12 protein-coding genes and 1 pseudogene are annotated in these 15,492 nt (G+C 59.5%); 3 read left to right on the forward strand and 10 right to left on the reverse strand.

The features are described 5' to 3' along the window. The 3 genes from FJW03_RS14995 to FJW03_RS15005 all read right to left on the reverse strand — a co-directional run bounded on the left by FJW03_RS14995 (position 1) and on the right by FJW03_RS15005 (position 3,923). Positions 1-747: an amino acid ABC transporter ATP-binding protein gene (locus FJW03_RS14995; RefSeq protein WP_140761771.1), complete on the reverse strand. Its 747-nt coding sequence runs from the start codon at positions 745-747 to the stop codon at positions 1-3. 130 nt (positions 748-877) lie between these two features. Then, positions 878-2,257 (reverse strand): aspartate aminotransferase family protein, encoded by a 1,380-nt coding sequence (locus tag FJW03_RS15000; RefSeq protein ID WP_140761774.1) that lies wholly within the window; start codon positions 2,255-2,257, stop codon positions 878-880. 100 nt (positions 2,258-2,357) lie between these two features. After that, positions 2,358-3,923, reverse strand: coding sequence for a N,N-dimethylformamidase beta subunit family domain-containing protein (locus FJW03_RS15005; RefSeq protein ID WP_226890674.1), 1,566 nt, complete (start codon positions 3,921-3,923; stop codon positions 2,358-2,360). 72 nt (positions 3,924-3,995) lie between these two features. Here FJW03_RS15005 and FJW03_RS15010 point away from each other — a divergent pair, with 72 nt between their 5' ends. Further along, positions 3,996-4,520, forward strand: a complete 525-nt coding sequence (locus tag FJW03_RS15010; protein ID WP_226890675.1) for a hypothetical protein — start codon at positions 3,996-3,998, stop codon at positions 4,518-4,520. Between the two features lie 26 nt (positions 4,521-4,546). Here the strand turns inward: FJW03_RS15010 and FJW03_RS15015 are convergent, their stop codons facing one another. From FJW03_RS15015 to FJW03_RS15025, 3 genes are all read right to left on the reverse strand, one after another. Then, positions 4,547-5,644 carry an amino acid ABC transporter permease gene (locus FJW03_RS15015; protein ID WP_226890676.1) on the reverse strand — a complete coding sequence of 366 codons (1,098 nt, stop codon included), beginning with the start codon at positions 5,642-5,644 and terminating at the stop codon, positions 4,547-4,549. Next, positions 5,641-6,777: an ABC transporter permease subunit gene (locus FJW03_RS15020; protein WP_181173186.1), complete on the reverse strand. Its 1,137-nt coding sequence runs from the start codon at positions 6,775-6,777 to the stop codon at positions 5,641-5,643. Before FJW03_RS15020 ends, FJW03_RS15015 begins: the two co-directional genes overlap by 4 nt. Positions 6,778-6,856: 79 nt before the next feature. Beyond that, complete coding sequence (locus FJW03_RS15025) at positions 6,857-7,891, reverse strand: transporter substrate-binding domain-containing protein (protein ID WP_140761782.1); 1,035 nt, start codon at positions 7,889-7,891, stop codon at positions 6,857-6,859. 438 nt (positions 7,892-8,329) lie between these two features. Between FJW03_RS15025 and FJW03_RS15030 the strand changes: the two genes are divergently transcribed. Further along, on the forward strand, positions 8,330-9,049 hold the full coding sequence (locus tag FJW03_RS15030) for a GntR family transcriptional regulator (RefSeq protein WP_140761785.1): 720 nt from the start codon (positions 8,330-8,332) through the stop codon (positions 9,047-9,049). Between the two features lie 56 nt (positions 9,050-9,105). Then, positions 9,106-9,829: pseudogene (locus tag FJW03_RS15035) on the forward strand (pyrroline-5-carboxylate reductase). Between the two features lie 124 nt (positions 9,830-9,953). Here the strand turns inward: FJW03_RS15035 and FJW03_RS15040 are convergent. Genes FJW03_RS15040 through FJW03_RS15055 form a run of 4 tightly spaced genes read right to left on the reverse strand, consistent with a single transcriptional unit; the run spans position 9,954 to position 15,490 of the window. Further along, the gene (locus tag FJW03_RS15040; RefSeq protein ID WP_140761788.1) at positions 9,954-11,237 is read right to left on the reverse strand and encodes an NAD(P)/FAD-dependent oxidoreductase; all 1,284 of its coding nucleotides are present in this window, start codon (positions 11,235-11,237) and stop codon (positions 9,954-9,956) included. 37 nt (positions 11,238-11,274) lie between these two features. Beyond that, complete coding sequence (locus FJW03_RS15045) at positions 11,275-12,507, reverse strand: pyridoxal phosphate-dependent aminotransferase (RefSeq protein WP_140761791.1); 1,233 nt, start codon at positions 12,505-12,507, stop codon at positions 11,275-11,277. A gap of 10 nt (positions 12,508-12,517) precedes the next feature. Then, a complete protein-coding gene (locus tag FJW03_RS15050; RefSeq protein ID WP_140761793.1) occupies positions 12,518-14,053 on the reverse strand; it encodes an aldehyde dehydrogenase family protein in 1,536 nt (511 codons plus the stop codon). Between the two features lie 21 nt (positions 14,054-14,074). Beyond that, complete coding sequence (locus tag FJW03_RS15055; protein WP_140761796.1) at positions 14,075-15,490, reverse strand: FAD-binding oxidoreductase; 1,416 nt, start codon at positions 15,488-15,490, stop codon at positions 14,075-14,077. Positions 15,491-15,492 lie beyond the last annotated feature (2 nt).

A 15,492-nucleotide genomic window follows, 5' to 3' on the forward strand; every position in this document is an offset into this window, starting at 1 on the left:
CTAATGTCCGAGGATCTGGCTCAGGAAGAGCTTCGAGCGTTCATGCTGCGGATTGTCGAAGAATTCGGCCGGGGGTGCGTCCTCGACGATGCGGCCCTGGTCCATGAATATGACCCGGTCCGCAACCTTTCGCGCAAAACCCATTTCATGTGTCACACACACCATGGTCATACCCCCCACCGCGAGTTCGGTCATAACGTCGAGCACTTCGGAGATCATTTCCGGATCGAGCGCAGAGGTGGGCTCATCGAAGAGCATGATTTCCGGTTTCATGCAGAGCGCTCGCGCAATGGCGACGCGTTGCTGCTGGCCGCCGGATAGCTCGCCTGGGTAGCTCTTCGCCTTTTCAGGGATACGGACGCGTTGGAGATAGGTCATGGCTTGCGCCTCGGCGGTCTTGCGATCCTGTTTGCGCACCAGCATGGGCGCGAGAACACAATTCTCCAGCACCGACAGATGCGGAAACAGGTTGAAATGCTGGAACACCATGCCAACCTCGCGGCGGATCTCGTTGATGTTTTCTATGTCGTCGTTGAGTTCCGTTCCGAGCACCCGGATCGTGCCGCTCTGGTGGTCTTCGAGCTTGTTGAGGCAGCGGATGAGCGTCGACTTTCCTGACCCTGATGGCCCGCAAACGACAATCCTTTCTCCCGCATTGACGGTCAGGTTCACATCGAAAAGCACCTGGTGATGCCCATACGATTTGTGAAGACGGTCCACTTCGACCGCGGCCTTCCGATCTGCCATGTCACAATATCCTTTCGCTGTTCGGGCGCCATGCGCTATTCTGGAACGATCGATCTCGCGGTCGGCAAGAATCTGCAATCGTTGCACTCTTTGGGAGGCGCACCTCGACGAGGCCCGCCTCCCCGAAAGCCTATTTCATGCCGTTTGCCTTTGCCCATTCGGTTGCATCGTGCAACGTTCGTTCGAACGCAGTGAAGATGGCTGCGAGATCGTCCTCGCTGGCGATCAGTGGAGGGCAAAAAGCAATCGTGTCGTAAATTGCACGGATAATCAGCCCGTGGTCGTGCGCGCGGCGGAAAACATAGGCGCCAAGAGCTCCGCGGTCATCGAAGGTTTTCTTCGTAGCCTTGTCCGCCACCAGCTCGACGCCGCCGACGAAACCCGCCCCGCGCACATTTCCCACCAATGGGTGGGAACCAAACTGCCGCAACCCCTCCTGAAGGAGCACGCCCATGTCTCGCGCGTGTCCCACCAGCCCACGTTCCTCGATGATCCGGACGTTTTCGAGCCCCACCGCGGTCGCGACGGGGTGTCCGGTCGTGGTAAAGCCGTGGACGAAACTCCCCAACCGGCCGCTGTGCTCAACCAGAATCTCGTTGATAGGCTCCGACACGACGATCGCCGCCAATGGCTGATACGATGAGGTCAACTGCTTGGAGAGCACCATGATGTCAGGCTGAATCCCGTAATATTCAGATCCGAACATCGCACCAAGCCTGCCAAAGGCAGTGATAATCTCGTCGACCACAAGAAGGATGTCATAGCGACGGCAAATATCCTGCACCCGTGGCCAGTAACCTTCAGGTGCCGGTATGACGCCACCGGCGGCAATCAGCGGCTCGCCGATAAACGCGGCGATGGTTTCGGGGCCCTCAGCGAGGATAACGTCTTCGATCTCGCGAGCAAGCCGCGAGGAGAACTCGATCTCGGTCTCTCCCGGCAAACCGAAGCGATAGAAATGCGGGCACGTCAAATGCCTGACGGGGATCGCCGGGAGGTCGAAATCCCGATGGCTGGCCGGAAGACCGGTCAGGCTCGCCGAAGCGATCGTTGATCCATGGTAGCCCTGCTGGCGCGCCAGGAATTTCTTCTTCGCCGGCCGCCCAAGGGCATTGTTGAGGTACCAGACCATCTTGACGACGGTGTCGTTGGCCTCAGAGCCGGAATTGGTGAAGTGAACATGGTTGAGATTGCCCGGCGCCAATTCCGCCAGTTTTGCGGCAAGCTCCACACCGGGTGCATGCGCCTTGTGGGAGAAGCTGTGATAGTAAGGCAGCGTTTCGAGCTGTCGCGTGGCTGCCTCGACCAGCCGCTTCTCACTGAATCCAAGGCCTACGCTCCAAAGCCCGGACATAGCCTCAATATAAGAGCGTCCCTGATCGTCGATCACGCGAACGCCGTCGCCCCGTCCGATGATGAACGGGCCGATCTCCTGATGGCGGGCAAGATTGGTGAAGGGATGGATGTGAGATGCCAGATCCTTTTCCACAATGGAATTTGAAATGCTCATCTTGAATTCATTTCTTGCTGATCTTTCGAGTGGCATTCGGACGAGTACTGATTGGTACCGGCGGTTCGTCAAACGGCTGTCGACCCAATGCCGACAAAATTCAGATCGCCTCCCCCTTGGTCAGGCAACCAGCGACAAAATTCTCCAGCAGTCGTGAAATGTTGTTGTTGAAACCATTCACCGGCAGACTGCCGCAGAACATGATCGACCCTGTGGAAAATACGCAGTTTCCTTTTGGCAGAGTGACGAGGCAAAGATCGGCCCTGACCTGGTTGCGCTGCCACTCGGCCGAGTGCAGGTCCGGGTTCCAGATTTTTTCCGGTACACAGGCGTAGTCGACTGGATGGTGTTCGGAGGAAGCCAGAACGATCGCCGAAGCCGGCGTGCCGAGCGACGGATCTACAACATCGAGTTCGAACCCAGCAGCCCCGCCACCGGACAGGCCGAAATTGCCGATGATTTCGTCATCTATCCCGTCGAAGAGCCAGGCGAACTCCGGTTCTCTAGATATCTGAGTCCGACGATAGTAGGACGACGTGAACGGCCCGTGCGCCGACATGCCGATACCGACCAGCTTTTGCGGAGGACGGCCATTCTTCAACCACAAGCCGCCGTACTGGCCGTCAAATGCATGGAAGCATTCGCCAGTTTCGGTTTCCCACATTCTGACGCCGCTTTCCCCGCGCCGGATCTCGATCGCGGCGGGAAAGATGTCGCTTGTCGCGACACGCCAGTAAAAACCGTTGCCCCCAAGATAGGCAAGGTTGCCGCCCGCATCGACAAACTGCTGGAGTGCATCCAGAGACCGCAATGTGTGATATTCAGGATGGGTCACGGTCAAAAGCAGCGCATAGCCCTCGAGCGCGAAAAGACCTTCTGCATCAAGATCGTGATCCGTGACGACGTCGATCTCGATTCCTTTGGCGTCCAGCCACGCAATCAAATGCATGTCGGCCGCGAAATGACGAAGGCCGGACCCTTTCTCGTCGAGATAGGCGAAGAGGCCTGGCCGCATCAGCAGTTGCGGGCGCAGGAGCGAACTGAACATGACCCCGCTACCATCGGCGTGGACATCGTAAAGCGAGCGGCCGAATTCCGGATAAAGTGCTGGATGATGCGGATTGCTTCCCCAGGCATCGCGCCTTGACTCATAGGCCGCGCCGTAATTCGTGCGCGGATAATTGCAGTAGGCCTGATAGGTCAACGTCGAGAAGAGGACGGCCACGCGGGCCTTGTGCCCATCTGAATTCGGGCGGACGAAGAACGGGATGATATCCTCGGCATCCTCGCAACGGAGCCTTATCCCGTAGACGCCGCTTGGCAAATCGCGTGGAACATCGAACGTGAAGTCGGTTTCCCATCCGCAATCATGAAGGTCGCCCTCATGGAAGTGGATTGCCGCATAGTCGTCCGGCGCATGCTGCCAGGACATTTCCCGTCCCGTCCAGCGCGAACCGCGGACGCCGCGCGCCGGCAAATTGTGGGTGCGCCCTTCAAGGCCGTTCGGGCCGATATCAATGATCTTGTCGGTGTCGATGCCCTGACCGAAGTCCCAAAGCGCCGCGATCTTTTGTTGTTCCGACCTGCCGCGATCCAAGTGCTCGGGAACCTCCATGCCCACAAAAAATGCGGGGTTTTCAAGCCGGCCGTTGAAGAACGACGTCATATCCGAGCAGTCAGCCGGCGCACGTCCGGCGGCAAGGATGATTCTTGAGAGCCCGCCCGCTGGCCACGGCAGATGGCGATCGAGATCGGATATTCTCGTGCCGGCAGAGACGTCGTAGCAGGACGCGCGGATGCGACCGGCCAGCCAATGCAGGCGCAATTCGTACCAGCAGCCAGTTTGCGGCACGACGGACAGGCGTTCCCAGGTTGCATCGACTATGACGGAAAACCCGGCCGCGTCGATATCGGCGCTAAGCGTGCTGCCACCGGCGGAGATCAGCGAAAAGAGGGTTTGAGGCTCATCCCTGACGAACCGCGGTTGAAAGCGGATCGCAAAGGTGAGGTCGTCGGAGCGCTGAAGCCCGCCAAGTGGAATGACGGCGTAGGAGCCGGGAGACGATGGCTTAGCCACCGATCTGTACCGGCCTTGGAAATGGGCCGCAACAGGACGCATGTCGATACCCGCACCGACCGGGTTCGGATCGGCCGAATAGATCCGAACCAGATCGGCGAAATAGTCAGCGCCGAAATGGCTGGAGACCTTCATATCGATCGTCTCGCCTGCACGGACGGACAATCGGTCGGTATAGCCAGTTAACCTCATGAGCGTTCAAACATTCAAACTTACCGCGATGACGTCTTCAGCGATTTTTCGAGATAGGCGCCATACCGCGACAGCGAGAACGTGAAGGTGAAATAGATCAATGCAACGAAGACGTAGACCTCGACGTAGAAGGAATTCCATCCTCCCGCGGAAAAGGCTGCATTGCCGGACGCCGTGACCTCGAAGAAGCCAAGAATCACGATCAGGGAGGTTTCCATGAAAGCGATGACCACCTGATTGATCGTGGCCGGCAGCGCGTAGCGGAATGCTTGCGGCAGGATGATCCGAGTGATCGTCTGCCAGTAGTTCAGCCCAAGCGCGACGGAAGCCTCCTCTTGACCCGCCGCAAGCGCTTGGATGCCTCCGCGAATGATCTCAGCCTGATAGACGGCGAAGAACACAGCGGCGCCGAGGATGACACGATAGAGCTTGTCGCCGACCAGAAAGTCAGGAAGCGTGAACGGCAGCACGATCGCGGCCGTGAACAGGATCGCAATGAGCGGCAGCGACCGGATGCCATCGATAAACAGCGCGGTCACGGATGAAATTACTGGTAGCCGCGAACGCCGCAGAAGCGCGAGAACAATCGCCAACGGCATGCCGATGACGACGGTGGATGCAAAAACGAACGTTGTCAGAGCAAGGCCGCCCCATTGCGTTTCCAGCACGAGCGGCATGCCAAACACTCCCCCTTTCATGAGAATGTAGAAAGCGCCGTACCCGGCGATCCACACGGCAGGCAATCGCTTGGCTGACCAGAAGAGAGGCACGCAAGACAAAATTGCTGTCAGCAGGATCGCAAGGCACGCGAGAGCCGAGCGCCATTGTTCAGCATAGGGATAGAGGCCGAACAGGATCAGCCTGTAGCGGTCCGCAACGACAGCCCAGCAAGCCCCCGCTACATTGCGACAATCCTCCGGCGTACCCGTCCAGACAGCTTTGATGAAAGCCCAGTCGACAATTGTCCACGCAGCCCAAAGGACGAATGCCAGACAAACAAGCGTCAGCAGCGATTGGCCAAATGTGGAGAAGAAATCTCGTTGAAAGCCTTTCAGCAGGCTCTCGGATTTCATGGGCTGGATGGTCGCGATTTCAGCCACAACCTTCTCCTTGCTCATTTCTTATGACCCGGCAGGGCAATCGCACGGTTGATGGCGTTCATGACCACCGAGATCGACATGTTGATCGCCCAGAAGCCCAGGATCAGAATGAAAATCAAAGTCAGAGTCTGGCCAGAGTGATTGATGGAATTGGCAACGACGGCAAAGAAATCCGTGTAGCCAATCGCAATACCGATCGTGGTTGCCTTCATCAGCCAAATGATCTGATTGGTCATCGTCGGCAGCACAATCCGGATCATCAGGGGCAGCCGGATTCGCGAGAAGATTTGCCAATTGCGCAATCCAAGCGCTTGCGCCGCTTCGGTTTGCCCGGTCGGAATGGCCAAGAAGCCACCGCGGACGATTTCGGCAACATACGAAGCGCCAAACAGAGAGATGGCGATGATCACCGCTGTGAGTTCTGGCACGATCGTCCCGCCGCCTCTGAAACGGAGACCCTGCAATTGCGGCAGGCTCAACAAAGGAGCATCGACTTGCCGGCCGAGGGCAAATGACAGCGCTGCAAGTGCAAGCCCAATAGCAACAGCAACGCCGAACGCAGCTTTTCCGTATCGCCGAGAAAGTGGAAGTGCTGCGAGGAGAAAGGCCAGCACGGCTGCAAGGCCCATGACGACATGCATCGCATCGATGTTCAGCGCAGGCAGGAAGACGCCCCGGTTCGAAATAAAGATGCTTCCGGGCAACGCAATCGCCGTCCTCGGCGGCGGCAGATGCGAGATGAGTGAATACCAGAAGAAGGCTTGCAGGATGAGTGGAAGGTTTCGAAAAAGCTGAACGTACCAGCTTGCGATCCATCTCAGCATTTTGTTGCTGGCAAGCCGTGCGGTTCCGATCAACATGCCGAGTATAAAAGACAGCGAAATCGAAATCGCGCCAAGCAGAAGCGTATTGACGAAGCCGACAAGGAGAGCGCGGGCATAGGTCGAGCTAATGTCATAGTCGATCAGGGTGAAGGGGATGGTTGACCCCGTCGCGTAGTCCAGAAAATCCCAACCAAATGTAACGCCTTGAATTTGCATATTCCGGCGCGCGGTCAAAATGCCGGTCACCACAATGGCGCCGATCACCGCTACGAAGGCTGCCTGCAGCGCTTGATCCCGGTGTCTGCGATTTCCAAGCAAAGTCGCCATAGCTTCTTCCCAGCGTTCCGTTTTTTCGCAGTCGGAAACGGGGCCTCGCCAGCGGATTGCTGGCGAGGTCCAATCGCAATTAGTCGAGAATAGGCGGATAAAGGACGCCGCCCTTTTGCCATGGCGCATTTAGGCCACGAGGAAGTTTGTAGCGCGAGTCCTTGCCGATATTCCTGTCGTAGATCTCTCCGGCGTTGCCGACGGTCTTGATGACTTTGTAGGCCCAGTCATCCGCCAATCCGACTCGCTTGCCGATACCCGGAGTTACGCCGAGCAGCTTGCCGACGGTCGTGTTCGGCGGGTTGGCCTTCATTTCATCGACGTTCTTGCTGTTGACACCGTTTTCTTCGGCAATGAGCCCGACGGCAATGACCCAGTTCACGAGGTCAACCCAGGCGTCGTCCCCTTGACGCATCGCGGCAGATTCCGGCTCCAGCGCCAGCGTATCGGTCAGGATAACGTGATCATCGGGGTTGGCCGCTGCCGCGCGCGAAGCAGCGAGGACCGGAGCCCACTCGGCATAGGAATCGCAACGGTTTGCATAATAGGCGGCCGTCGCTTCGTCGTTCTTTTCGTACGTGATCAGCTTGATGTCTAATTTGTTCTGCTTGAGGTAGTCACTGATCAGCTTCTCGGTGCTGGTGCCGCCGGCGACGCAAATGGTGCCGCCGCTCATCTCAGCAAGGGATTTGACGTTCAGATCCTTGTGGGCCATGAACGACGTTGCACCCACAAAGTAAGGCATGCTGAACTGGATACCGAGCTCAGTGTCGCGGCTCATCGTCCAGCCGGTTGCCTTGATCACCAGATCCAGGTCGCCGGATTGCAACGACGGAAAACGCTGCGCCCAGCTGATCGGAATGAGTTTGAGCTTGTCGTCGGATCCGAAGATTGCCGTGGCGACTGCCCGGCAATAGTCGATGTCCACGCCATGCCATTTGCCCTGGGCGTCGACTTCAAAGAAGCCTTCGAAATTGCCGTCGCCGGACGTGCAATTGAGCGCGCCTCGTTGCTGGACAGCCTTCAGCGTATCGCCCTGCGCTGCATGAGCTGAACTACCGATTGCCGATGCGAACGCAGCAGCAGCAAAAGCCAGACCAAATACGGTTTTCATTAGTCTCCATCCTCTGTTGGTAATGCCTGATCACAAACTTCGATGAGAGCTGCCTTTGGCAAGTCTTAGCGCTTAGCCGGACGTTTGCCTGAACGTGGCCAGAACTGGTTCCTGCATTTTAGAGGACGAGCCCTTCCCAAGTAACCGCGCCTGAGACGCGAAACGGTGGGAAAAAGCTGACCATCGGTTCCAGCTTGAGGCATGGCAGCGCCCTAGCCGTACCACGGTGCCGTTTGCGGATGACCGTGTTCATCAGCGATCTCCCAGTTTCACGCTTGCGCGCAGTTCCCGTTGCCAGCGTGTCCGCCGGTCTGTTCTGTCGTCTACGTGTCGACTGTTGCATTGTCGGCTTCGTGTCGACAAAGTCAAGAAAAAAGTTTACGTTGCCGACACGCTGTTTTTCTGGCCCACTGCACAAAACCGTAGGAAAGAGCTCAAGTGTCTGACGATTCTGAATCAAAACGCATCCGCGGCACCGGCTGGAAAAACGTCTATGAGACCCTGCGAAACGAGATTTTGGCGTTGACGCTGCGGCCGGGCCAATTGCTGGACGAAATGAGCTTGGCCGAACGCTTCGACATGTCACGCTCCCCAGTGCGGGAAGCCCTTATTCGGCTCGCGGGCGAAGAATTGGTCGTGACACTCTCCAATCGAAGCACGATCGTGGCGCCCATCGAGGTGGGAAACTTTCCCAAATATGTCGAGGCGCTCGACATCGCTCAGCGCATGTGCACCCGCCTTGCGGCTCAGCTGCGCAGCGACGCGGATCTCAAGATCATCGCACGCCGGCAGAAGGAGTTCGAAGGCGCGGTCAAGACCGGCGTCCATCTCAAGATGTCGGAAGCCAACAAGCAGTTCCACATGGCGATCGCTCATGCCGGAAAGAATCCGTATCTTGCCTCCTTTTACGAGCGTCTGCTCAACCAGGGGCAGAGGATGCTCCACTTGCATTTCGAGTATCTCGAGCGAACCCATGATGGCTATCTGCTGACGGACGAACACGACCTGATGCTGGAGGCGATCCGGGAAAAGAATGCAGATCGCGCCGATGATCTGGCGCACGCTCACACCCGCCAGTTTCAAGCCAATTTCATCAATTTTCTGCGCGAGAACTACACAACGGACGTGGCACTCGGCCCGCTCAAAGCCGCGGAGTAGACGTGGCAACGCCCACCGTTACCGGGTTCGTCGGAACCGGCGCGATCACGGACGCCATGGTCCGAGGACTCTTGGCCTCGCCTCCTCTGGCGCCTGAAATTGTCGTTTCGCCGCGCAATGCCGGCATTGCCGAACGGCTTAAACGGGATTTTTCCGTTGTGCGTATCGCTTCCGACAATCAAGCGGTGGTCGACGCCTGCGATACGGTCTTTCTCGCAGTCCGTCCCCAGATTGCCGAAGAGGTCATCACGACGCTCCGGTTTCGCCCAGAAGCAACGGTTATCAGTGTAATCGCCACGTTGGATCGGCCGATGCTTTTGCGCTGGATAGGCGCAGAGGTAGTGCTTGTCCAGGCAATCCCCTACCCTTCGTCGCGGAACGCCGAGGCGTAACCGGCCTCTTTCCACCGAACGAGGACGTTGCATTGCTCTTTGCCGCGATTGGGACCGCCGTCGAATGCGCCACAAAGGAAGAATACGATCTTCTTGCCGCGGCCAGTTCTTTGATGGCCACCTATTTCGGCATTTTGGACGATGCGACGCAATGGTTATGTGCCAAGGGCCTGTCCGAACCTAAGGCGCGCGCCTACCTGGCACCTCTTTTCGCGGAGCTGACACGCTCTGCCGTCAAGGAAGAGTCGACAAACCTTGGTCGGCTAAGCCAGGAATTCGCGACCAAGGGCGGGCTGAACGAGCAGGTCTTGTCGGACTTTCAAAAAGCCGGCGGATCAGCTGCATTGGTTGCAGCGCTCGACGTGTGCTGGAACGTATTCAACGGTAGCCCTTCCGCTAGCCAGCCACGGCGCTCGTGTCGGATATCGAGGCGCCGATCTCGCGAGCCGTGAAATCGGCCTTGTCGCTGCCTCGCAATGTCTCCGGCGGGACGGAACGCAACGTGTCGCGCTTTAATACCATGCCGACGTCAGATGGGCGATTTGCGCGCCCGTCTCGTAATACGCTTCCCTGAGACCAAGTGAGGAGATTTCTTGCAGTTCAGATTGTGGCAAGGCCAGGTCAGTCTCGGTCTTTTCGCCAAGGATCAGAAGTGCCAACTCTCGACCGAACACCGTGCCGGGCGAAATCCCGCGACCGTTGTAGCCTGAGAAACCAATGACGTTCTGGGCGAACTTGTGGAATCTCGGCATTGCATCCTTCGTCATGCCGATCTGTCCGTACCACTCATACTCGAACCCTATATCGACAAGGTGCGGATAGAGTTTCGACAAGGCACGGCGCGCCCAAGCCTTATGGATGGCGGTGCCGGTGTTGCGCAGCGCGCCGACGCTGCCGAGCACCAACCGCCCCGCTCTGTCCAGCCTGAACGAAGAGAGGATCGTGTTGGTGTCCCACGCGCCTTCTCGTCCTGGCAGGATGGATTGTAACAGCTCGGCCCCAAGCGGCGGGGTCGCCAGGTTGAAGTAGGGTAGATGCACCTGCTCATTACGGACGCCTATCCATGGTCCGGTGCTGTAGGCATCGGTGGCGACCACCACCCATTCGGCCTCGACCGTGCCGCCCGGGGTGGTGACTATCTGTCGACCGTTCTTCTTGCCAGCCGCTACAACTGGACTGGAAGTGCAGATCATCGCCCCGGCGCGCAGGCACGCCTGGGCGAGGCCACGCGCGTAGGCGAGCGGCTGTAGCGTGCCGGCACGCCGATCGAGCAGTGAAGCCGCAAAGGCCCGGGTACCCAGCCTTTTTTCCGTTTCGTCGGCGTCTAGGACCTCCACCGGCGCGCCTCGTCGTTGCCACTGCGCCTCGCGCTCCCGAATCTCCGTCAACCCGGCTGCGCCTACCGCGCAGTGAAGCGTACCGTTTCGCTCCAATTCACAGTCGATGCGATGCCTATCGATTAGATCCGTGACCATTGCCGGGCCCTCGCCGAGCAGCCGCAGCAGGCGCTCGCCGTGGAGAGATCCGAGCCTGGCGGTAAGATCGTCTGGCATCAACCATGGCCCGGCGTTGATCAATCCGACATTGCGCCCGGCACCGCCGAACCCGATCTCACGCCCTTCCAGCAGAACCACCTGGCGTCCGGCCTCTGCCAGATGCAGCGCGCATGACATACCGGTATACCCACCGCCGACGACGACCACGTCGGCGGAAATCTGGCGGTCGAGGGCAGCCGTTATCGGAGCCTTCGGCGCGGTCGCTTCCCAAAGGCCGTGAGAGCGGGGATCATTCAGCATCGAACGGGTTCCTAGGCATTTTTTGCAGATTGGACGCCTAGGCAAGTCGCGCGCATGCTGCGGAAATGCGCTGGATAGCTTCTCTCAACTCGCCTTCGGATGTCGCATAGGAAATACGGAAGAACGGCGACAGGCCGAAGGCAGTGCCCGGGACAACCGCGACACCGGCCTCCTCAAGCAGGTAGTCGCAGAAATCACTGTCGGTTTCGATCCGTCCGCCGGCAGGCGTCGATTTGCCGATCAGGTCTGCGCAACCGGCAAAGGTGTAGAAGGCCCCTTCCGGCTTGCGACAGTCGATGCCTTCGATCGCGTTCAATCCGTCAACGGTGAGATCGCGCCGCCGACGAAAACTCTCGGTTCTTTCCGTCAGGAAGTCTTGTGGGCCAGACAGTGCCTCGACAGCGGCGGCCTGGCTGACAGATGACGGACAAGAGGTCGACTGGCTCTGCACCACCGCCATCGCCTTGACCAGCTCTCGCGACCCGCCGGCGTAGCCGATCCGCCATCCTGTCATGGCATAGGCTTTCGAAACGCCGTTTACGGTCAGCGACCGCGCCTTCAGGCGCGGTTCCAGCGCCACCGGCGTGACGAAACGAAAACTGTCATAGACAATATGCTCGTACATATCGTCGACCAGCAGGCGGACGTGCGGATGCCGCAGCAGGACCTCGATCAGTGGCCGATAGTCGGCCTCGCCATAGGCAGCGCCGGACGGATTGGAAGGTGAATTCAGTATCAGCCATTTTGTTCTCGGCGTAATCGCTGCCTCCAGCTGATTTCCCCTCAGCCGGAACCCAGCTTCGGCTTCACACGCGACGAAGATGGGGCTGCCCTCGGCGATGGCGACGATATCGGCATAGGAGGTCCATGCGGGCGTCGGGATGATGACCTCATCGCCGCAGTTCACCGTCGCCATCATCGCATTGAACAGTATCTGCTTGGCTCCGGCGGCCACCGTGATCTCGTCTACCGCATAGTCGAGATCATTCTCGCGGCGGAATTTTTCCCGGATCGCCCGCTTGAGTTCAGGCGTGCCATCGAGCGCGGTGTATTTGGTCTCGCCGCGTTGGATGGCATTGCAGGCCGCCTGCTTCACATTGTCGGGGGTGTCGAAATCCGGCTCGCCCGCTCCCAGGATGATTATCGGCGCCCCGTCACGCTTCATACCTTGCGCGCGGGCGCCGATCCTCAGGATCTGCGAAACGCCGATACTCAATATACGCGAAGCGGGCACGAAGCCGGCATCATCGATCCTTGTGCTGACGGTCATCGGTTGATCCTCAATCGATGTCGAACGAGACGCCCTGGGCCAGCGGCAGCGCCTTGGAATAGTTCACCGTGTTGGTGGCGCGCCGCATATAGGCCTTCCATGCATCGGAGCCGCTCTCGCGGCCGCCGCCTGTTTCCTTTTCACCGCCGAAAGCGCCGCCGATCTCGGCCCCCGACGTGCCGATATTGACATTGGCGATGCCGCAGTCCGAACCGTCGACGCCGAGGAAACGCTCGGATTCCTGCAGGTCGCGGGTGAAGATCGACGACGACAGGCCGGCGCCGACCGCGTTGTGCTCGTCGAGCACGGCGTCGAAATCCGAGTATTTCATCACATAGAGGATCGGCGCGAAGGTCTCTTCGGTCACCGGCGAAACCTGCTTCGGCATCTCGACCAGCGCCGGATGCACGTAATAGGCATCCGGGTGGCCGTTCTCGACCCGCGTGCCGCCGGTCACCTTACCGCCCTGGGCGGTGGCTTCCCGCAGCGCCTTCTGCATGGCGTCGAAGGCGGCCTTGTCGATCAGCGGACCGACCAGCGACGAGGTCTCCAGCGGATTGCCGACCGAAACGCTCTGATAGGCTTTCTTCAGCCGCGGAACCAAGGCGTCGTAGACGCTGTCATGCACGAACAGGCGCCGCAGCGTCGTGCAGCGCTGCCCGGCCGTGCCCATGGCGCCAAACGCAATGGCGCGCAGCGCCATGTCGAGGTCGGCGGTCGGGCAGACGATGCCGGCATTGTTGCCGCCGAGTTCAAGCACGGCGCGCGCGAAGCGCTTGGCCAGGCGCGGCCCGACATCCCTGCCCATGCGGGTCGAGCCTGTGGCTGAAACCAGCGGCACCTTGGGATGGTCGACCAGGATTTCGCCAACGGCGCGATCGCCGATCAGCACCGGTGCCAGGCCTTGCGGTGCGTCGGCGCCGAAACGCTTGACGGCACGCTTGAAGATCGCCTCGCAGGCAAGCGCCGTCAGCGGCGTCTTTTCGGAAGGTTTCCATACCACTGCATCGCCGCAGATCAGGGCAAGTGCCGCATTCCACGACCACACCGCGACCGGGAAGTTGAAGGCGGAAATGACGCCGACGACGCCGAGCGGATGCCAGGTTTCCATCATGCGATGACCCGGCCGTTCGGTGGCGATGGTGAGACCATAGAGCTGGCGCGAAAGGCCGACGGCGAAATCGCAGATGTCGATCATCTCCTGCACCTCGCCGAGGCCCTCGGACGGGATCTTGCCGACTTCGATCGAGACCAATCGGCCGAGCTCGGCCTTGTGCGCGCGCAGTTCCTCGCCGAGCAGCCGCACCAGCTCGCCGCGCTTCGGGCCTGGCACCAGCCTCCATGCCTGGAATGCCTGGTGCGCGGCGTCGATCACCTTGCCCGCATCGGCCGGCGAAATCGACTTCAGCGCCGCGATCTGCTCACCGGTCACCGGGCTGCGCACGATGAGGTCGCCGCCGACAAGCGCGTCCTTGGCAACACCTAGTTTCTCCAGCAGTTCGGCTGTTTCCTTCGCGACATCGATCGACTTCACTGCAATGTTCATCCAACGAACTCCTGTTCCTGATTATCCAAAACACACCGAGCCGAGACTGCCTGGCGACGTCAGTCGCTTCAGGCCCGCGGCAAGATTCTTGCTCTCCTGCGGGGTATAGCGATCGTAATAGGCTTGGTTCTTGCGGCCGACGCCATGCTCGGCGCTGAAACTGCCGCCGAAGCGGTCAACGGCGACAGAATAGACCCAGTCGCGCAGCCACTTTTCAAACGCATCGTCGACCTGATCGGCGTTGCGGACCACCAGATTGAAATGCACGCCGCCATCGCCGATGTGGCCGAAGTCGAAACTGTCGACACCGGCACATTTATGAGGCAGCTCGGCCTTCATCCACTCGCAGAAGGCCAGAACGTCGGCTCTGCGGAACGACAGATCGAAAGCCAACAGCCGTCCCGCGTGCTTGACGCCTTCTGACAGGGCGTGGCGCAGCGCCCACATTTCATGTGCGGGACCGACAAAGGCATTTGCAAGCGGCGCACCGTCGTCTTCCCATATTTCAGCCAGGACCGTTTCGAGTACGGCATCGAGCGGCTGCTCGCCCTCGCGCGGCGCCCAGCTGCGCGAAATCTCCGTCAGGATGACATAGGCGGGAATATCGCCATTCTGGAACGGGTTGCGCAGCGATGGAACGTGCGCGAGTGCGGCAGCTACCGCATTGCCGGACATGCCCTCGAAAGCCGAGAGATAGGACCCGAGACGCTGCTCCATCATCCGCAGCAGCGGCATGACGGCGGCGCCGGCTCGCGGTACCAGATAGGCGGTCGAGACCTGCCTCGGCAGCCGTTCCAAGTTGAGCACACATTCGGTGACGATGCCAAAAGCGCCGGAGGTCCCAACGAAAAGCTGCTTCCAGTCGACGCCGGTGTTGTTCTTGCGCAGTCCGGACATCAGGTCGACAACCGTGCCGGGCTCGTCCGCCAGGACGACCTTCACGCCAAGCGTGTTCATGCGCACATCGCCATACCGGAGAAAGCGCGAGCCGCCAGTATTGGTCGCCAGCATGCCCCCAATGCGCGGATCGGCGCCAAGGTCGATCGGAAAGAAAAGCCCGCTCTGCTCCAGCCGCCCATTGATGTCCGACAGCCTGGTACCGGCATCGACACGCAACGATCGATCGTCGATATCGAGATCGAAAAGGCGCGTCATTCGGTCCAGACTGACGACGACCTGCGATCCGCTGGCATCCGGCGTCGAGCCCGACACAAGTCCTGTGTTGCCCGATTGCGGCACGAGCGCGATATGCTCCCGCACGCAATAGGCGACGCATGCGGACACTTCCGCCGTAGTGCCAGGGCGGAGCACCGCCGCCGCGCGACCGCGATCGTAGCGCGCGCCGATCTCGTAGGCTGCCATGCCAGCCTGATCCGTGACGACGCCCTTCTCGCCAAGGATCTCAATCAAGGCCGACTTGTGTCTTTCGTCGATCATCC

Source organism: Mesorhizobium sp. B4-1-4, assembly GCF_006439395.2.
In the GTDB taxonomy this organism is placed as follows: domain Bacteria; phylum Pseudomonadota; class Alphaproteobacteria; order Rhizobiales; family Rhizobiaceae; genus Mesorhizobium.